The 16,958-nt window shown below is 66.9% G+C and carries 28 protein-coding genes; 2 read left to right on the forward strand and 26 right to left on the reverse strand.

From position 1 onward, the window contains the following. Positions 1-74 precede the first annotated feature (74 nt). Positions 75-734: an adenylate kinase gene (locus ABIA32_RS07260; protein WP_370093032.1), complete on the reverse strand. Its 660-nt coding sequence runs from the start codon at positions 732-734 to the stop codon at positions 75-77. Further along, positions 734-2,044, reverse strand: coding sequence for a preprotein translocase subunit SecY (gene secY / locus ABIA32_RS07265; RefSeq protein WP_370093033.1), 1,311 nt, complete (start codon positions 2,042-2,044; stop codon positions 734-736). Before secY ends, ABIA32_RS07260 begins: the two co-directional genes overlap by 1 nt. Positions 2,045-2,399: 355 nt before the next feature. Here secY and ABIA32_RS07270 point away from each other — a divergent pair, with 355 nt between their 5' ends. Then, positions 2,400-3,830 (forward strand): glycosyltransferase family 39 protein, encoded by a 1,431-nt coding sequence (locus ABIA32_RS07270; RefSeq protein ID WP_370093034.1) that lies wholly within the window; start codon positions 2,400-2,402, stop codon positions 3,828-3,830. A 103-nt stretch (positions 3,831-3,933) separates the two neighbouring features. On the opposite strand, the gene rplO is transcribed toward ABIA32_RS07270, so the two are convergent. The 21 genes from rplO to rpsJ all read right to left on the reverse strand — a co-directional run bounded on the left by rplO (position 3,934) and on the right by rpsJ (position 13,641). Beyond that, positions 3,934-4,389 (reverse strand): 50S ribosomal protein L15, encoded by a 456-nt coding sequence (gene rplO / locus ABIA32_RS07275; protein WP_370093035.1) that lies wholly within the window; start codon positions 4,387-4,389, stop codon positions 3,934-3,936. Between the two features lies 1 nt (position 4,390). Further along, positions 4,391-4,573, reverse strand: coding sequence for a 50S ribosomal protein L30 (rpmD, locus tag ABIA32_RS07280; RefSeq protein WP_042367653.1), 183 nt, complete (start codon positions 4,571-4,573; stop codon positions 4,391-4,393). Then, complete coding sequence (gene rpsE / locus ABIA32_RS07285) at positions 4,573-5,199, reverse strand: 30S ribosomal protein S5 (RefSeq protein ID WP_042451769.1); 627 nt, start codon at positions 5,197-5,199, stop codon at positions 4,573-4,575. The genes rpmD and rpsE overlap by 1 nt, the downstream gene beginning before the upstream one ends. A 46-nt stretch (positions 5,200-5,245) precedes the next feature. Further along, on the reverse strand, positions 5,246-5,629 hold the full coding sequence (rplR, locus tag ABIA32_RS07290) for a 50S ribosomal protein L18 (RefSeq protein WP_037605700.1): 384 nt from the start codon (positions 5,627-5,629) through the stop codon (positions 5,246-5,248). A gap of 3 nt (positions 5,630-5,632) precedes the next feature. Beyond that, a complete protein-coding gene (gene rplF, locus ABIA32_RS07295; RefSeq protein ID WP_370093036.1) occupies positions 5,633-6,172 on the reverse strand; it encodes a 50S ribosomal protein L6 in 540 nt (179 codons plus the stop codon). A 23-nt stretch (positions 6,173-6,195) separates the two neighbouring features. After that, on the reverse strand, positions 6,196-6,603 hold the full coding sequence (gene rpsH, locus ABIA32_RS07300) for a 30S ribosomal protein S8 (protein WP_370093037.1): 408 nt from the start codon (positions 6,601-6,603) through the stop codon (positions 6,196-6,198). A gap of 175 nt (positions 6,604-6,778) precedes the next feature. Continuing rightward, positions 6,779-6,964: a type Z 30S ribosomal protein S14 gene (locus ABIA32_RS07305; RefSeq protein WP_037575347.1), complete on the reverse strand. Its 186-nt coding sequence runs from the start codon at positions 6,962-6,964 to the stop codon at positions 6,779-6,781. Positions 6,965-6,967: 3 nt separating this feature from the next. Continuing rightward, on the reverse strand, positions 6,968-7,537 hold the full coding sequence (gene rplE, locus ABIA32_RS07310) for a 50S ribosomal protein L5 (protein ID WP_370093038.1): 570 nt from the start codon (positions 7,535-7,537) through the stop codon (positions 6,968-6,970). Beyond that, on the reverse strand, positions 7,537-7,860 hold the full coding sequence (gene rplX, locus ABIA32_RS07315) for a 50S ribosomal protein L24 (protein WP_037605708.1): 324 nt from the start codon (positions 7,858-7,860) through the stop codon (positions 7,537-7,539). The genes rplE and rplX overlap by 1 nt, the downstream gene beginning before the upstream one ends. Before the next feature lie 15 nt (positions 7,861-7,875). Beyond that, entirely contained in the window at positions 7,876-8,247 is a 372-nt protein-coding gene (gene rplN, locus ABIA32_RS07320) for a 50S ribosomal protein L14 (RefSeq protein ID WP_042451761.1), read from the reverse strand. 115 nt (positions 8,248-8,362) lie between these two features. Further along, a complete protein-coding gene (rpsQ, locus tag ABIA32_RS07325; protein ID WP_037605711.1) occupies positions 8,363-8,635 on the reverse strand; it encodes a 30S ribosomal protein S17 in 273 nt (90 codons plus the stop codon). Beyond that, entirely contained in the window at positions 8,635-8,859 is a 225-nt protein-coding gene (rpmC, locus tag ABIA32_RS07330) for a 50S ribosomal protein L29 (RefSeq protein WP_370093164.1), read from the reverse strand. Before rpmC ends, rpsQ begins: the two co-directional genes overlap by 1 nt. After that, positions 8,856-9,275, reverse strand: coding sequence for a 50S ribosomal protein L16 (gene rplP, locus ABIA32_RS07335; RefSeq protein WP_037605715.1), 420 nt, complete (start codon positions 9,273-9,275; stop codon positions 8,856-8,858). The genes rpmC and rplP overlap by 4 nt, the downstream gene beginning before the upstream one ends. A 2-nt stretch (positions 9,276-9,277) precedes the next feature. Further along, positions 9,278-10,105: a 30S ribosomal protein S3 gene (rpsC, locus tag ABIA32_RS07340; RefSeq protein ID WP_370093039.1), complete on the reverse strand. Its 828-nt coding sequence runs from the start codon at positions 10,103-10,105 to the stop codon at positions 9,278-9,280. Beyond that, entirely contained in the window at positions 10,105-10,452 is a 348-nt protein-coding gene (gene rplV / locus ABIA32_RS07345) for a 50S ribosomal protein L22 (protein ID WP_370068825.1), read from the reverse strand. The genes rpsC and rplV overlap by 1 nt, the downstream gene beginning before the upstream one ends. 46 nt (positions 10,453-10,498) lie before the next feature. Beyond that, on the reverse strand, positions 10,499-10,780 hold the full coding sequence (rpsS, locus tag ABIA32_RS07350) for a 30S ribosomal protein S19 (RefSeq protein WP_111504504.1): 282 nt from the start codon (positions 10,778-10,780) through the stop codon (positions 10,499-10,501). Between the two features lie 11 nt (positions 10,781-10,791). Beyond that, a complete protein-coding gene (rplB, locus tag ABIA32_RS07355) occupies positions 10,792-11,628 on the reverse strand; it encodes a 50S ribosomal protein L2 (protein WP_370093040.1) in 837 nt (278 codons plus the stop codon). Between the two features lie 41 nt (positions 11,629-11,669). Further along, positions 11,670-11,990 carry a 50S ribosomal protein L23 gene (gene rplW, locus ABIA32_RS07360; protein ID WP_370093041.1) on the reverse strand — a complete coding sequence of 107 codons (321 nt, stop codon included), beginning with the start codon at positions 11,988-11,990 and terminating at the stop codon, positions 11,670-11,672. Then, positions 11,990-12,667: a 50S ribosomal protein L4 gene (rplD, locus tag ABIA32_RS07365; RefSeq protein ID WP_370093042.1), complete on the reverse strand. Its 678-nt coding sequence runs from the start codon at positions 12,665-12,667 to the stop codon at positions 11,990-11,992. Before rplD ends, rplW begins: the two co-directional genes overlap by 1 nt. A 4-nt stretch (positions 12,668-12,671) precedes the next feature. Beyond that, positions 12,672-13,316 carry a 50S ribosomal protein L3 gene (gene rplC / locus ABIA32_RS07370; RefSeq protein ID WP_370093043.1) on the reverse strand — a complete coding sequence of 215 codons (645 nt, stop codon included), beginning with the start codon at positions 13,314-13,316 and terminating at the stop codon, positions 12,672-12,674. A 16-nt stretch (positions 13,317-13,332) separates the two neighbouring features. After that, entirely contained in the window at positions 13,333-13,641 is a 309-nt protein-coding gene (gene rpsJ, locus ABIA32_RS07375; RefSeq protein ID WP_020549238.1) for a 30S ribosomal protein S10, read from the reverse strand. A gap of 560 nt (positions 13,642-14,201) precedes the next feature. On the opposite strand from rpsJ, the gene ABIA32_RS07380 reads away from it, so the two are divergent. Next, complete coding sequence (locus ABIA32_RS07380) at positions 14,202-14,810, forward strand: class I SAM-dependent methyltransferase (RefSeq protein ID WP_370093044.1); 609 nt, start codon at positions 14,202-14,204, stop codon at positions 14,808-14,810. A 41-nt stretch (positions 14,811-14,851) separates the two neighbouring features. Here the strand turns inward: ABIA32_RS07380 and ABIA32_RS07385 are convergent, their stop codons facing one another. Genes ABIA32_RS07385 through ABIA32_RS07395 form a run of 3 tightly spaced genes read right to left on the reverse strand, consistent with a single transcriptional unit; the run spans position 14,852 to position 16,928 of the window. After that, positions 14,852-15,778, reverse strand: coding sequence for a glycosyltransferase family 2 protein (locus ABIA32_RS07385; protein WP_370093045.1), 927 nt, complete (start codon positions 15,776-15,778; stop codon positions 14,852-14,854). Further along, the gene (locus ABIA32_RS07390; RefSeq protein ID WP_370093046.1) at positions 15,775-16,536 is read right to left on the reverse strand and encodes a glycosyltransferase family 2 protein; all 762 of its coding nucleotides are present in this window, start codon (positions 16,534-16,536) and stop codon (positions 15,775-15,777) included. Before ABIA32_RS07390 ends, ABIA32_RS07385 begins: the two co-directional genes overlap by 4 nt. Continuing rightward, the gene (locus tag ABIA32_RS07395) at positions 16,536-16,928 is read right to left on the reverse strand and encodes a DUF2304 domain-containing protein (protein ID WP_370093047.1); all 393 of its coding nucleotides are present in this window, start codon (positions 16,926-16,928) and stop codon (positions 16,536-16,538) included. The genes ABIA32_RS07390 and ABIA32_RS07395 overlap by 1 nt, the downstream gene beginning before the upstream one ends. Positions 16,929-16,958: the final 30 nt, after the last annotated feature.

Below are 16,958 nucleotides of genomic sequence, written 5' to 3' on the forward strand. Positions count from 1 at the left end.
GGGCCGGACACAGGAAAACGCTCCGGCCGTGACAACCCCTCCAAGGGTGTCACGGCCGGAGCGTGAGTAGGAACTCAGCCGTTCGCGTTGGCCTTCAGCGCGGCGATCGCGCGCTCGGTGACCTCGCTGACCTTGCCGAGCGCCGGGATGGTGGTGACCAGACCCTGCTTCTCGTAGTACTCGATGATCGGCTCGGTCTCCGTGTGGTAGACCTCGAGCCGGGTGCGCACCGTCTCCTCGGTGTCGTCCCCGCGCTGGTACAGCTCGCCGCCGCAGACGTCGCAGACGCCCTCGACCGCCGGAGCGTTGTACAGCACGTGGAAGACGTGCGCGCTGTCGTTGCGGCAGATGCGGCGGCCGGCGATGCGACGCACGACCTCGTCCTCGGGGACCTCCAGGTCCAGCACGCCGTCGAGGGCGATGCCGAAGTCCTTGAGGATCGCGTCCAGTGCCACGGCCTGAGCCGTGTTCCGCGGGAAGCCGTCGAGCAGGAAACCGGGGGCGGCGTCCGACTGCTGGAGCCGGTCCTTCACCATCGCGATGGTGACCTCGTCAGGTACGAGCTTGCCGGTGTCCATGATGCTCTTGGCGAGGAGACCCAGCTCCGTGCCCTGGCTGATATTCGCGCGGAACAGGTCACCGGTGGACACGTGCGGGATGGACAGGGTCTTGGCCAGCAGCGCGGCCTGAGTACCCTTCCCGGCCCCGGGCGGCCCGACGAGGACGATACGCATCAGCGGAGGAACCCTTCGTAGTTGCGCTGCTGGAGCTGGCTCTCGATCTGCTTGACAGTTTCAAGGCCGACACCCACAACGATGAGGATGCTCGTACCGCCGAACGGGAAATTCGAAGACGACTTGAACAGCCCGAGTGCGATCAGGGGTACCAGAGCGATCAGGCCCAGGTAGAGAGAGCCCGGCCAGGTGATCCTGGTCAGCACGTAGTTCAGGTATTCCGCCGTCGGGCGGCCGGCCCGGATGCCCGGGATGAAACCACCATACTTCTTCATGTTGTCGGCCACTTCCTCGGGGTTGAAGGAGATGGCGACGTAGAAGAAGGCAAAGAAGACAATAAGGACGAAGTACAGGACCATGTACAGCCAGTGATCGCTCTTCGTCAGGTTGTTCGTGACCCAAAGACCCCAGCCGGAGTTGGTCTTGCCACTGAGCTGGACCACCAGGGCCGGGATGTAGAGCAGCGAGCTGGCGAAGATGACGGGAATCACACCCGCCTGGTTCACCTTGAGCGGGATATAGGTCGAGGTGCCGCCGTAGGCCCGGCGTCCGATCATGCGCTTCGCGTACTGGACCGGGATCCGGCGCTGCGCCTGCTCGACGAAGACCACCAGGCCGACCATGGCCAGACCCATGAGGATGACGAACCCGAAGGTCAGCCAGCCCTTGCTCGCCTTGATGCTCCACAGCTGCGAGGGGAACTGCGCGGCGACCGAGGTGAAGATCAGGATCGACATGCCGTTGCCGATGCCGCGGTCGGTGACGAGCTCACCCAGCCACATGATCACGGTGGTGCCGGCCGTCATGGTGATGACCATCGTCGCGACGGTGAAGACCGACTGGTCGGGGACCACGGTGGTGCCGGGGCAGGCGTTGCCGAAGAGGGCGCCGGTCTGCGCGGTGGCGGAGATCGCGGTCGCCTGCAGGATCGCCAGGGCGATGGTCAGGTACCGGGTGTACTGCGTGATCTTCGTCTGCCCGGCCTGGCCCTCCTTCTTCAGGGCGTCCAGGCGCGGGATCACCACCGTCAGCAGCTGCAGGATGATGCTCGACGTGATGTAGGGCATGATCCCCAGCGCGAAGATGGTGATCTGCAGCAGCGCACCGCCACTGAACAGGTTCACCAGGCCCAACAGCTGGTTGCCGCCACCCTTGTTCATGGTGGCGAGGCAGGACTGCACGCCCGCGTAGTTCACGCCCGGGACGGGGATGTGCGCACCCATCCGGAACACGACCATGATGGCCAGCGTGAACAGCAGCTTCTTGCGCAGGTCAGGCGTCTTGAACGCCCGGGCGAACGCGGTGAGCACGGGGCCTCCTGCTGCTCCCGGCCGAGGCGGCGGGAGGGACGGTGGATCGGGGGGCTCCGCCTGGGTCGTCTGCCGAGACGGGGGGCCAACCTACAACTGGACTCCACGGACTCTAACAGCCTGTGGCCACACGAATGAAGCAGTGAACCCGGCCGAGCTAAGGCCGGCTTCAGGCTGACGGCCCTTCGGGGAGCATCTGCCCGATTTGGGCAGCCGTCAACGCGCCGCGTCCCCCTGACGGAGTAATCGAGCCGTGAACTGCCCATGAATACCGCCACATGCCGCCCGGCGGCCGTTCCGGGCCTGGTAGACAGGGATTCCGCTGTGGGGACGAATTTCTACGACTGAGGCTCGCTTGCTGCTCCGACGACTGCCCGTGTGGGCTCCGCCCGCACTGCTGGCACTCCTCCTGGGCGCCTGGCAGCTCGGCCGCCCGCTGCTCTGGCGCGACGAGCTCGCCAGCTGGAGCGCCGCGCGCCGCAGTCTCGGCCAGCTCTGGGGGCTGCTGGACCACGTGGACGCGGTCTCCGGCTTCTACTACTTCTTCCTGCACTTCTGGATGCAGCTCTTCGGGGACTCCCCCGTCAGCCTCAGGCTGCCCAGCGTGCTGATGACCGGCGTCACGGCGGGGCTGACCGCCGTCGTCGGCAAGCGGCTGTTCGGGACGCGCGTCGGGATCTGGGCCGGTCTGCTCTTCGCCGTCGTTCCGCTGACCTCCCGGTACGCGCAGGAGGCGCGCGCCTACGCGATGGTCTCGGCCGCGGTGCTGCTCTCCACCTGGCTGCTGCTGCGCATCCTCGACTGCCAGGAGGATCCCGGCCGGCGCCGGACGGTGCTCCGATGGCTCGGCTACGCGGGCTCGGTGGTCCTGGTCGGGATGCTGCACCTGGTCGCCCTGAGCGTGCTGACCGCCCACCTCTGGCTGCTGATCACCCACCGCAGGCGCGCCTGGCGGGGCTTCCTCCCGGCGACGCTGCTGGCGCTGCTGGCGCTGACGCCGCTGCTGGCCATGGGACGCGACCAGGCGGAGCGCCAGATCAGCTGGGTCACCCGGCCGAACCCGTTCGCCTTCCCCGGCCTGCTGCACGAACTGGTCGGCTCCTGGGCGGTGCTGGTCGTGCTGCTGGCCCTCTCCGCCGTGGCCTGCCTGCGACGTCCGGGTCTGCGGTACCTGCCGGTGCCGGTCCTGCCGGTGGTGACGGTCTGGATCGTCTCGCAGGGGTCGAGCTCGTACTGGGTGGAGCGCTACCTGCTCTTCGTCCTTCCGCTCTGGACGATCCTCGCGGCCGTGGGGGTGGACCGGCTGCCGTGGGGGCGCTGGACCGCGCCGGCGGCGCTCGTCCTGGTGGCGGCGCTGGCCGTGCCGGCCCAGTTGCACTCCCGGACGCCCTGGGCGCACACCTCGACGGACTGGCCCAGCGCCGCGAAGATCATCGCCTCCGGCTACGAGCACGGCGACGCCATAGTCCCGGAGCGGGGCGGCGCGGCCCGGTACATGGACGATCTCGGGATCGCCTACTACCTGCCCAGCTCGGTGAAGCCGCACGACCTCTTCGCCGCCGTTCCCGCGGCCGAGAGGGACGACCTGCTGACGCAGGAGTGCGCGGCCCCGGCGACCTGCCTGACCGGCGCCCCGCGGGTCTGGGTGGTGACCTTCGACCGCAGCAGCAACCCGCTGAGCCCCCTCCCCGTGGCGCAGCGCGCCGCGCTGACCAAGGCCTACAAGGTCTCCCAGGTCGACTACGTCAACGGCCTCACCATCGGGCTGCTGACCCTGCGGCGCTGAGGGGCTGGGACGCTGGGACGCGAAACAAGAAGACGCGGCACCATACGACAAGGCCCGGTTCCCCTGAGGGGAACCGGGCCTTGTCTACGCGTCAGCGTCGAGCTCAGATGAGCTCGGTCACCGTGCCGCCGGCGGCGGTGATCTTCTCGGCAGCGGAGCCGGAGACGGCGTCAACCGAAACCTGCAGCGCAACCGCGATCTCACCGGTGCCGAGCACCTTGACGAGCGAGTTCTTGCGAACCGCGCCCTTCGCGACCAGGTCCTCGACCGTGACCTCTCCACCCTGCGGGTAGAGCGCGGCCAGCTTGTCGAGGTTCACGACCTGGAACTCGACACGGAACGGGTTCTTGAAACCCTTCAGCTTCGGCAGGCGCATGTGAAGGGGCATCTGGCCACCCTCGAAGCGCTGCGGAACCTGGTAACGGGCCTTCGTACCCTTGGTACCACGACCAGCGGTCTTACCCTTGGATGCCTCACCACGACCGACACGGGTCTTGGCGGTCTTGGCACCCGGGGCGGGACGCAGGTTGTGGATCTTCAGCGGGTTCTGCTCCGCCATCTCAGTCCACCTCCTCGACCGTGACGAGGTGGCGGACGGTCTGGGCCATCCCGCGAATCTCGGGACGGTCCTCCTTCACGACCACATCGTGCATGCGCTTGAGACCAAGCGAACGCAGGGTGTCACGGTGGTTCTGCTTGCTACCGATGTAGGACTTGACCTGGGTGATCTTCAGGCGAGCCATTACGCAGCCCCCTGCCCAGCGGCCCGGGCGCGCAGCAGCGCGGCCGGAGCGACGTCCTCGAGCGGCAGACCACGACGGGCGGCGATCTCCTCGGGGCGCGAAAGGCCCTTCAGCGCGGCCACGGTCGCGTGGACGATGTTGATCGCGTTGTCGGAGCCCAGGGACTTCGACAGGATGTCGTGCACGCCGGCGCACTCGAGCACGGCACGCACCGGACCACCGGCGATGACGCCGGTACCCGGGGAAGCCGGCTTGAGCAGGACGACGCCCGCGGCCTTCTCGCCCTGGATGGGGTGAGGAATGGTGCCCTGGATACGGGGGACCTTGAAGAAGTGCTTCTTGGCCTCCTCAACACCCTTGGCGATGGCGGCCGGCACCTCCTTGGCCTTGCCGTAACCGACACCCACGGTGCCGTCACCGTCGCCCACCACGACCAGCGCGGTGAAGCTGAAACGACGACCACCCTTGACAACCTTGGCGACACGGTTGATCGCTACGACGCGCTCGACGTAGGCGGTCTTCTCGACGACGGCGTTGCCGTCACGACCATCGCGCTTACGGTCCCGCCGCTCGCCACCGCCGGTGCCGCCGCCGGCGCCGCTACCGCGGCGCTGGGGTCCAGCCATTGGATTTACCTCTCTCGTTTACGTCCGTCAGCCTGTGGCGGGCGGGTCAGAAGTCCAGACCGGCCTCACGGGCAGCGTCCGCGAGAGCCGCAATGCGGCCTGCGTACTGGTTGCCCGCGCGGTCGAACACGACCTGCTCGATGCCGGCAGCCTTGGCGCGCTCAGCGACCAGGGCCCCGACCTTCTTCGCCTGCTCGGTCTTGTCTGCCTCGTTGCCCTTGATGGACACGTCGAGGGTGGACGCCGAAGCCAGCGTGTGGCCCGCGAGGTCGTCGATCACCTGCGCCACGATGTGGCGGTTGGACCGAGAGACCACGAGGCGCGGACGAACCGGAGTTCCGGAGACGCGCTTGCGGACGCGGATGGCGCGGCGCTTACGGGCGGCGGCCTTGTAGCCGTTGCCCTTGCCGATCTTCACACCGACAGTCATGGGTTACTTACCACTCTTTCCGACCTTGCGGCGGATGACCTCGCCCGCGTACTTAACGCCCTTGGCCTTGTACGGGTCAGGCTTACGCAGCTTGCGGATCTTCGCGGCGACCTCGCCGACCTTCTGCTTGTCGATGCCGTCCACGTGGAACTTGGTCGGCGACTCGACCACGAAGGAGATGCCCTCCGGGGCCGGGACCAGGATCGGGTGGCTGTAGCCGAGCTGGAACTCCATGTCGGAGCCCTTCGCCGCGACACGGTAACCAACGCCGCTGATCTCGAGCGACTTGCGGTAGCCCGCGGTCACGCCGGTGATCATGTTCGCCACCAGCGTGCGGGTCAGGCCGTGCAGGGCCTTCGACATACGCTCGTCGTTCGGGCGCGAGACGAGCAGAGTGCCGTCCTCAGCCTTGGCGATGTCGATCGGCGCGGCGACGGTGTGGGCGAGGGAACCCTTGGGGCCCTTCACCGAGACCGTCCGGCCATCGATGGTGACGTCCACGCCGGCGGGAACCGGGATGGGCAGCCGTCCAATGCGAGACATTGCTGTACCTCCGTTTCCCTGAATTACCAGACGTAGGCGAGGACTTCCCCACCCACGCCCTTCTTGGCTGCCTGCTGTCCGGTGAGCAGACCTGCAGACGTGGAGATGATCGCCACGCCCAGGCCGCCGAGCACCTTCGGCATAGCGGTGGACTTGGTGTAGACCCGCAGACCCGGCTTGCTGATGCGCTTGATGCCAGCGATCGAGCGCTCACGGTTCGGGCCGAACTTCAGGTCGATGGTCAGCTTCTTGCCGACCTCGCCCTCCTTCGGCTCCTCAACCTTCCAGCCGGTGATGTAACCCTCCTGCTGGAGGATCTCGGCGATGTGAGTCTTGATCTTGCTGTGCGGCATCGCGACGGTGTCGTGGTAGGCCGAGTTCGCGTTTCGCAGACGCGTCAGCATGTCTGCGATCGGGTCGGTCATGGTCATGATGGCCTGTGGCCTCTCTCACCGCGGTTTCCGCGCGCCTCATTTGCAGAAGGGGCACGGGACCTACGGTGTAGTAAGACGAATTCGGGGCAGCACGGGCCCCGACCTCCCTAGGTTACAGGAGGCCGGGAGCCCGGCTGACGCGAGGTTGCTTACCTTCGAGCTTTCTGGAGGATTACCAGGAGCTCTTGGTCACGCCCGGCAGCTCGCCGCGGTGCGCCATCTCACGAAGGCAGACACGGCAGAGGCCGAACTTGCGGTACACGGAGTGCGGACGGCCGCAGCGCTGGCACCGGGTGTAACCCCGGACGCCGAACTTCGGCTTGCGCTCCGCCTTGGCGATCAGTGCCTTCTTCGCCATGGGTCAGCTCTCCTTGAACGGGAAGCCGAGAGCCCGCAGCAGCGCCCGGCCCTCGTCGTCGGTCTGGGCGGTGGTCACCACGGTGATGTCCATACCACGCTGGCGGTCGACCTTGTCCTGGTCGATCTCGTGGAACATCACCTGCTCGGTCAGACCGAAGGTGTAGTTGCCCTTGCCGTCGAACTGCTTCGGCGACAGGCCGCGGAAGTCGCGGATGCGCGGGAGCGCAAGCGAGACCAGGCGGTCAAGGAACTCCCACATGCGGTCACCACGAAGGGTGACGTGGGCGCCGATCGGCTGACCCTCACGCAGCTTGAACTGCGCGATGCTCTTGCGAGCCTTGGTCACGGTCGGCTTCTGGCCGGTGATCGCGGTGAGGTCCTTGACCGCACCGTCGATCAGCTTCGAGTCGCGAGCGGCCTCGCCCACACCCATGTTGACCACGACCTTGACCAGGCCGGGGATCAGCATGACGTTCTCGTAGCTGAACTGCTCCTGCAGCTGACCCTTGACCTCGGAGCGGTAACGCTCCTTGAGGCGGGGGCTGACCTTCTCAATCGAGGTGTCGGTCATCAGATGTCCTCACCGGTGCGCTTGGCAACACGGATCTTGTTGCCCTCGTCGTCGAAGCGGTAACCGACGCGGGTGACGACCTTCTTGCCGTCCTTCTCCACAACCAGCTGAACATTGCTGACGTGGATCGGGGCCTCGACGGTCACGATGCCGCCGGCCTTGGAGCCGTTGGCGGTGGGCGTGGCCTTGGTGTGCTTCTTGACCCGGTTGACACCCTCGACCAGGACCTTGGACGTCGTCGGGAAGGCCTGAATGACCTTGCCCTGCTTGCCCTTGTCCTTGCCGGTGATGACCTGGACCAGGTCACCCTTCTTGATCTTCATGCTGTTAGCCATCGGTTACAGCACCTCCGGCGCCAGCGAGATGATCTTCATGAACTTCTTCTCGCGCAGCTCACGGCCCACCGGGCCGAAGATGCGGGTACCGCGCGGGTCACCGTCGGTGTTCTTGAGGATGACGGCGGCGTTCTCGTCGAACCGGATGTAGGAACCGTCGGGACGACGGCGCTCCTTCACGGTCCGGACGATGACGGCCTTGACCACGTCGCCCTTCTTCACATTGCCACCGGGGATCGCGTCCTTGACGGTCGCCACGATGACGTCGCCGATGCCCGCGTAGCGCCGGCCGGAGCCACCGAGAACGCGGATGCAAAGGATTTCCTTCGCGCCCGTGTTGTCGGCGACTCGCAGTCGCGACTCCTGCTGGATCACGTCTTTCTCCTGATCGTCAACGATCGGGACCGGGCCCGCCGCTGCTCACCCGAGCATCCCCATCCGCATGCGGACGTGGACCTCAGGCACATACGACGGCGCCCAATCGCGTTCGTTACTTGGCCTTCTCGAGGATCTCGACGACGCGCCAGCGCTTCGTCGCGGACAGCGGACGCGTCTCCATGAGGAGAACGCGGTCGCCGATGCCACAGGCGTTGGCCTCGTCGTGCGCCTTCAGCTTGTTGGTACGGCGGATGACCTTGCCGTACAGCGCGTGCTTGACGCGGTCCTCGACGGCGACGACGACGGTCTTGTCCATCTTGTCGCTGACGACGAGACCCTCACGGGTCTTGCGGAAACCGCGCGTCTCGTTGGTGTTCTCAGTCATCAGGCGTCCTTCACCGTCTCGATGCCCAGCTCGCGCTCGCGCATCAGGGTGTAAATACGCGCGATGTCCTTCTTGACGAGCTTGAGGCGCCCGTGGTTGTCGAGCTGCCCGGTCGCCGCCTGGAAGCGGAGGTTGAACAGCTCCTCCTTGCGCTCACGCAGCTGCGCAACGAGACCCTCGTTGTCCAGCTCGCGCAGCTCAGCAGCCTTCGTGCCGGCCATCAGCTCTCACCTGCCTCGCGCCGGACAATCCGGCACTTCATCGGAAGCTTGTGAGCAGCGCGGGTGAGCGCCTCACGAGCAACCTTCTCGTTCGGGTAGGACAGCTCGAACATGACCCGACCCGGGTGCACGTTCGCGATCCACCACTCCGGCGAACCCTTACCGGAACCCATGCGGGTCTCGGCAGGCTTCTTGGTCAGCGGACGGTCGGGGTAGATGTTGATCCACACCTTGCCACCACGCTTGATGTGACGAGTGATGGAGATACGAGCGGACTCGATCTGCCGGTTCGTCACGTACGCCGGGGTGACGGCCTGCAGGCCGTACTCGCCGAACGTCACCTCGGTACCGCCCTTGGCGGCGCCGCGGCGCTTGGGGTGGTGCTGCTTGCGGTGCTTGACCCTGCGAGGGATCAGCATGGTCAGGCCTCCGTAACAGTGGTCTCAGCCGCAGCCGGAGCCTCCGTCGCGGCAGCAGCCGCGGGAGCCTCGGTGTTCTGCGGACGGCGGCCGCGGCCACCGGCGGGACGCTCGCCACCACGACGGGGGCGCTCGCCCGGACCACCCGCACGAGGCGGACGGTTGCCGGCCTTGGCGGCAGCGTTGTCGGCGCGGACCTCGGCGATGTTCTTGACATCACCCTTGTAGATCCACACCTTGACGCCGATGCGACCGAAGGTGGTCTTGGCCTCGAAGAAGCCGTAGTCCACGTTGGCGCGCAGCGTGTGCAGGGGCACACGGCCCTCGCGGTAGAACTCGCTGCGGGACATCTCAGCGCCGCCCAGACGGCCGGAGCACTGGATCTTGATGCCCTTGGCGCCGGACTTCATCGTGCCCTGCATGCTCTTACGCATGGCGCGACGGAAGGAGACGCGCGAGGACAGCTGCTCCGCGACGCCCTGAGCCACGAGCTGGGCGTCCAGCTCGGGGTTCTTGACCTCGAGGATGTTCAGCTGAACCTGCTTGCCCGTCAGCTTCTCGAGGTCGCCGCGGATGCGGTCGGCCTCGGTGCCGCGACGGCCGATGACGATGCCCGGACGTGCGGTGTGGATGTCCACCCGCACGCGGTCACGGGTGCGCTCGATCTCAACCTTCGAGATACCGGCGCGCTCCATGCCGGACGTCATCATGCGACGGATCGCGACGTCTTCCTTGACGTAGTCCTTGTACAGCTTGTCGGCGTACCACCGGGACTTGAAGTCCGTGGTGATGCCGAGGCGGAACCCGTGCGGGTTAACCTTCTGGCCCATTACCGGGTCCCTTCCTTCGACGCGACGACCACTGTGATGTGGCTCGTCCGCTTGCGGATCCGGTACGCGCGGCCCTGGGCCCGCGGACGGAAACGCTTCAGGGTCGGGCCCTCGTCGACGTAAGCCTCAGAGATGTAGAGGCTCTCGACGTCGTTGTGGTTGTAGTTGTGGTCCGCGTTCGCAATGGCGCTGTTGAGCACCTTGAGAACGGGCACAGACGCGGCCTGCGGAGCGAATCGCAGGACCGCCTGGGCCTCCGTGGCACTCATGCCACGGACAAGGTCCACCACGCGGCGGGCCTTCATGGGCGTTACGCGGATGTACCGCGCCGCTGCCCTGGCTTCCATGGTTGTCCCCTTGATGGTGATTGTCATCGTGTCTTCGCTTCGCAGGTCAGCGACGCTTGGACTTACGGTCGTCCTTGACGTGACCCTTGAACGTGCGGGTCGGCGCGAACTCGCCGAGCTTGTGGCCGACCATCGACTCGGTGACGAACACCGGGATGTGCTTGCGGCCGTCGTGCACCGCGAGGGTGTGCCCCAGCATCGCCGGAACGATCATGGAGCGACGGGACCAGGTCTTGATGACGTTCTGGGTACCGGCCTCGTTCTGGACATCCACCTTCTTCATGAGGTGGTCGTCGACGAAGGGCCCCTTCTTGAGACTGCGCGGCATCGAGACTGCTCCTAGCGCTTCTTGTTCGTCTTGCGGCGGCGGACGATCATCTTGTCGCTGGCCTTCTTAGGCTTGCGAGTACGACCCTCCTTCTGACCCCACGGCGAAACCGGGTGGCGACCACCGGAGGTCTTGCCCTCACCACCACCGTGCGGGTGGTCGATCGGGTTCATGGCGACACCACGCACGGTCGGGCGGACGCCCTTCCAGCGCATACGGCCGGCCTTACCCCAGTTGATGTTGGACTGCTCGGCGTTGCCGACCTCTCCAACAGTCGCGCGGCAGCGCGCGTCCACGAGGCGGACCTCGCCGGACGGCATGCGCAGGTGGGCGTGAGTGCCCTCCTTCGCCAGCAGCTGCACCGAGGAGCCCGCGGAGCGGGCGATCTTCGCGCCGCCACCGGGACGGAGCTCGATGGCGTGGATGACCGTACCGACCGGGATGTTCCGGAGCGGGAGGTTGTTGCCCGGCTTGATGTCGGCCGTGGGGCCGTTCTCAACCCGGTCGCCCTGGCCGAGCTTGGCCGGAGCGATGATGTAGCGCTTCTCGCCGTCTGCGTAGTGCAGCAGCGCGATGCGCGCGGTGCGGTTGGGGTCGTACTCGATGTGAGCGACCTTGGCCGGGACGCCGTCCTTGTCGTGACGACGGAAGTCGATGACACGGTACGCGCGCTTGTGGCCGCCACCCTGGTGGCGAACAGTCACACGACCGGTGTTGTTACGACCGCCCTTGCTGTGCAGCGGGCGGACCAGCGACTTCTCCGGCTCGGACCGCGTGATCTCGACAAAGTCGGCAACGCTGGAGCCGCGACGGCCCGGCGTTGTCGGCTTGTACTTGCGGATGCCCATGGCTTCTTCTGTCCTTAACCGTTACGGGATACCCGCCGCCCTCAGGCGGCCGGGGCGTTCCCGAAGATGTCGATGCGGTTGCCCTCTGCCAGCGTCACGATGGCGCGCTTGGTGTCCTTGCGCTTGCCGAAACCGGTCTTGGACCGCTTGCGCTTGCCCTTGCGGTTGATCGTGTTCACGTCGGCGACCTTGACCGAGAAGACCGCCTCGACGGCCTGCTTGATCTGAGTCTTGTTGGCGTCCGGCGACACGATGAACGTGTACTTGTTCTCGTCGAGGAGCGCGTAGCTCTTCTCCGAGATGACCGGCTTGACCAGGACGTCACGGGGGTCCGTGTACGTCTTGCTGGTGATCTCGCTCATCAGGCGGCGCTCCCATCGAGCTCGCCCTCAGCGGCGACAGCCTTGGCGGACGCGACCGGACCGGCCACGAGACGCTCGAAGGCAGCCTGAGTGAAGACCACGTCGTCGGAGACGAGCACGTCGTAGGTGTTCAGCTGGCCGGCGTCCAGGATGTGCACGGACGGCAGGTTGCGGGCGCTCAGAATCGAGAGCTCGTCGTCACGCTCGACGACCAGCAGCACGTTCTTGCGCTCGCTGATCTTGCCGAGCAGCGTGCGGGCAGCCTTGGTGGACGGCGCCTCGGTCGCGGTCACGCCGGTGACGACGTGGATGCGAGCGTTGCGGGCCCGGTCGGTCAGGGCGCCACGCAGAGCGGCGGCCTTCATCTTCTTGGGGGTCCGCTGCGAGTAGTCACGCGGCACGGGACCGTGCACGACGCCACCACCGGCGAACTGAGGCGCGCGGGTCGAGCCCTGACGGGCGCGGCCGGTGCCCTTCTGGCGGTACGGCTTGCGGCCACCACCACGGACCTCGCCACGGCTCTTCACCTTGTGCGTGCCCTGGCGAGCGGCGGCGAGCTGAGCCACGACGACCTGGTGCAGCAGCGGAACGCTGACGCGCGCGTCGAAGATCTCAGCCGGCAGCTCGACGGTGCCGACGGTCTCACCCGCGGGGGAGAGAACGTTGATGGTGCTCATTGTTTCAGGCCCCCTTCGCCGCAGTGCGGACCAGGATGAGGCCGCCGTTCGGACCGGGGACCGCGCCCTTGATGAGCAGCAGACCCTTCTCCGCGTCAACGGCGTGGATGGTCAGGTTCTGCGTGGTGACACGCTCGTGGCCCATACGACCGGCCATCTTCATACCCTTGAAGACACGACCCGGGGTGGCGCAGCCACCGATCGAGCCGGGAGAGCGGTGCTTGCGCTGCACGCCGTGGCCGGCGCCGAGACCCTTGAAGTTGTGACGCTTCATGACACCGGCGAAGCCCTTGCCCTTGCTGGTACCGGTCACGTCGACCTTGATACCGGCCTCGAACACCTCAGCGGTGATCTCCTGGCCCAGGGTGTACTCGGAGGCGTCGGTCGTGCGCAGCTCGACCAGGTGGCGGCGCGGGGTCACGCCGGCCTTGGCGAAGTGACCCGCGAGGGGCTTGTTCACCTTGCGCGGGTCGATGTCGCCGAAAGCGATCTGCACGGCGTTGTAGCCGGTGCCATCGGCGGTGTGGACCTGGGTGACGACGTTCGGGCCGGCCTTGACGACGGTCACCGGGACGATGCGGTTGTTCTCGTCCCAGACCTGCGTCATGCCGAGCTTCTCGCCCAGGATGCCCTTGATCTGCTTAGCCATCTTCAGCTCACGCCCCTCAGAGCTTGATCTCGATGTCGACACCGGCCGGGAGGTCGAGTCGCATCAGAGAGTCAACGGTCTTGGGCGTCGGGTCGAGGATGTCGATCAGGCGCTTGTGCGTGCGCATCTCGAAGTGCTCGCGCGAGTCCTTGTACTTGTGCGGCGAGCGGATGACGCAGTACACGTTCTTCTCAGTGGGCAGCGGCACCGGGCCCGCGACCTGCGCACCAGTACGCGTCACCGTCTCCACGATCTTCTTCGCGGAGGAGTCGATGACCTCGTGGTCGTAGGCCTTGAGCCGGATGCGGATCTTCTGTCCCGCCATGGCTACTTCGTAGTCCTTCGTTTGTCGACTGCTGCCTCTGCGCCCCAGTAGCTCCGGGTGGAGTCCTGGGTGGTGTTCCGTTTGCTGACTTCGCCGACCCACGCGGTCGGGCGTGTCGCGCCTGCCCTAATGAAAAAGCCTTGGCCGAAACACCGGATCGGCACCTCTGCACACGCTTCCCGAAAGATTCCCGTACTTTCGCGCCGCAGGTTCCGCGCCTCGTCCACGCAGGGTGGATCACAGGCAAACGGCCATCACGGGCACGACGAGTACTGTGGGACTCGCTTTCGGTCCATCCGCCAGCCACCGACCCCAAGGGGCGGAGCGAAGCGGAGGCGCGCAGCATCGGCGCTCAACCGAGCAACTTGGCCAGTGTGCCATACCAGACAGCAACCACGCCAATTCGGGCAGGAGACGCTACCCGGAGGCGTCCCCTCGGCAAACATCCGTGGTCCGTCCGACTCAATCGTGCGAATGGAACAGGTTCCACTGGCCACTCCCAGACGCGCGCCTTAACCTTCAGCGAACTACCGTCACTGCGCGACCGGGAGCTCCACACAATGAGCGAGACGCCGCCCGCACAACCGAGCACCATCGGTGAGGACTACACCGAGAGGCTCGTGACGCTCGAACAGGCAGGTCTGAAGCGCTTCCTGCCGACTCAAGCCCCGTACCACTGGAACCTGCGCCGCCTGCAGCCCGGCAGGGCGCTGGACGTGGGGTGCGGCGTGGGCCGCAACCTCGCGGCGCTCAGCCCCGAAAGCGTGGGAGTCGACCACAACGCGACGTCCATCGAGACCGCGCGGGCCCGGGGGCTGACTGCCTACACCGACACCGAGTTCTTCGAGGAGGACCGGTTCAAGCCCGGCGAGTTCGACTCGATGCTCTGCGCGCACGTCCTCGAGCACCTCGAGGCGGATCTGGCCGGTGAGATCCTCAAGAGCTATCTGCCCTACGTCCGTCCGGGCGGGCTGGTGATCCTGATCTGTCCGCAGGAGGCCGGTTACGCCAGCGACGCCACGCACGTGCGCTTCGTGGACTTCGACGGGCTGCGTGCCCACGCCGAGGCGCTGGGCGTCACCGAGGTGAAGTCCTACTCGTTCCCCTTCTCGCGTGGCCTGGGGAAGAGCTTCAAGTACAACGAGTTCGTCTTCGTCGGCCGCTGCTGACGCAGGCGGCCGACGAATGACGGTCGGTCAAAGGCTCTGGGTCAGGCGCGGCGCGCCGGGCCCAGAGCGAAACCCGCCAGTGTGCGGGCGCCGTCGCGGTGACCGAGGCGGAGCGCGGCCGGAACAAGCGTGAGGGCGTGCAGCCGGGTCGAGAAGTGGTGCCGGGCGGCCTTGGCGGCCTGGGACCAGCCGAGGCCGTCCAGGCGGTCAGCGGTCTCCAGGAAGAAGCGCCTGGCCTCCGCGAAGCGCGCTCCGGTGAAGGCCTTGGCGGAGGACTCGCTCTCCGCGTGCCGCCGGTAGCTGAAGCAGACCTCGGGCTCGAGCGCCAGCTGCTCGCCCGCCACCAGCAGGTCCATCACCAGGGCCAGGTCCTGGATGACACCCAGGTCCGCGCGGAAGCCGATGGGCTTGACCGCGTCACTGCGCCAGCAGATGGAAGGGAAGTAGAGCCAGTTGCCGCGCAGCAGGCTCGCCGCCAGCTCCTCGCCGCCGAGCAGGCTCGGGCCCGGCTCCTTGGGCGCGTAGAGCTTGCGCTTGACCGAGTCGGCGAGCGTGTCGGTCGGCTCGCCGGCGGAGTCGATCACCTTGACGCCCGGCTGGACCATGCCCACGCCGGCGTGGGCGTCGACGGCGCGGCGCACCACGTCGAGGTAGTTCGGGTGCATCAGGTCGTCGCAGCCCATCATCACCAGGTACTCCCCCGTCGCCAGTTCCAGGCAGCGGTTGAAGTTCCCGGTGACGCCCAGGTTGCGCTCGTTCCTGAAGTACCGGACCCGGGGGTCCGCGAGCTCGTCGAACCAGCCGGGCACGGACGGCTCCTGGCCGTCGTCCACGACGGTGAGCCGCCAGTCCTCACCCGACTGGGCGAGGACGCTGTGGACCGCGTCCTTCATCTGGGCGACATCGCCGTAGTAGGGCAGCAGGATGTCGAACCGCGGCGCGGGGCCGGCGGAGTCGGGCCCGGTCATTTCGCGGCCGCACCCGCCAGCCGGGCCGACTGCTGCTCCAGGTCCGGGACCTGGGGCATGCGGCGGATCATCGCGAGCAGCAGCACGAAGCCGGCCCGGACCAGGTAGACGGTGGCCTTCAGCGGCGAGGCGCTCGGCGTCCCGGTGGTCCGCTCCCGCATCGCGACCGGGATCTGCCGGACGACGAAGCCGCAGCGCACCGCGCCGACGAGGGTCTCGATGGTGTCGCCCAGGTACTCGACCGGGTACCAGTTGGCGAAGAAGGCGATCATCTGCCGGTTGCAGGCCTTGAAGCCGGACGTGGTGTCCGTGAGCTTGGTCTTCGCGATCCGCGACAGCACCGTGGAGAGCAGCTTCATCGCCCACGAGCGCGGGCCGCGCACGTGGTAGGAGCCCTCACCGGCGAAACGGGCGCCGATGACCATGTCGGCCGAGTCCAGCGCCTTGACCAGGCTGGGCACGTAGCCGGGGTCGTGCTGGCCGTCGGAGTCGCACTGGATGGCCACGTCGTAGTCGTGCTCGTACGCGTAGCGGTAGCCCAGCCGCATGGCGCCGCCGACGCCCAGGTTGTAGGGCAGGCGGGCCACCGCGGTGGCGCCGGCCGCCGCGGCGACGAGCGAGGTGGCGTCCTCCGAGCCGTCGTCGACGACCAGGGTGTCGACGCCGGGGAGCTTCTCCTGAATCTCCTTGAGTATCGAGGGGAGCCCCTCGGACTCGTTCCAGGCGGGGAGTATGAGCAGAATGCGCTTGTCGTCCATCAGGCCCGGACCTCTCGGCTCTGCTGCTGCGCGTCGCGCAGCTCGGCGATGTCGGCGGCCTGCTGGTCCAGCTGGGTGCGGACCAGCGCGATGTCCTCGGACAGCGTCCGCGTCTCCTCCTCCAGCCTGCTGGCCTCCCAGCTCAGGTGCAGGCAGACCAGCAGCACCAGGATGAAGCCGGCGAACAGCACGAGGCTCGCGCCGCTGGCGACGCCGAGCCGGTGGGCGACGCCGTTCAGGAGCGAAGGGAAGAAGCCGATCGGCATGACCACGATGCCGATCGTGATCCAGATCGCGGCGTACTTCTCCCTCAGCTGCTGACGGCGCAGCAGCTCCAGGATGCACCCGAGCACCAGCACGCTGGTGATCGAGGTGAGGACGGAGAGTTGCACGGCGAGGGCGCCTTTCGAGGAGGTGGCTGG

This window comes from Streptacidiphilus sp. MAP12-20 (genome assembly GCF_041262525.1).
Taxonomy (GTDB): Bacteria; Actinomycetota; Actinomycetes; order Streptomycetales; family Streptomycetaceae; genus Streptacidiphilus.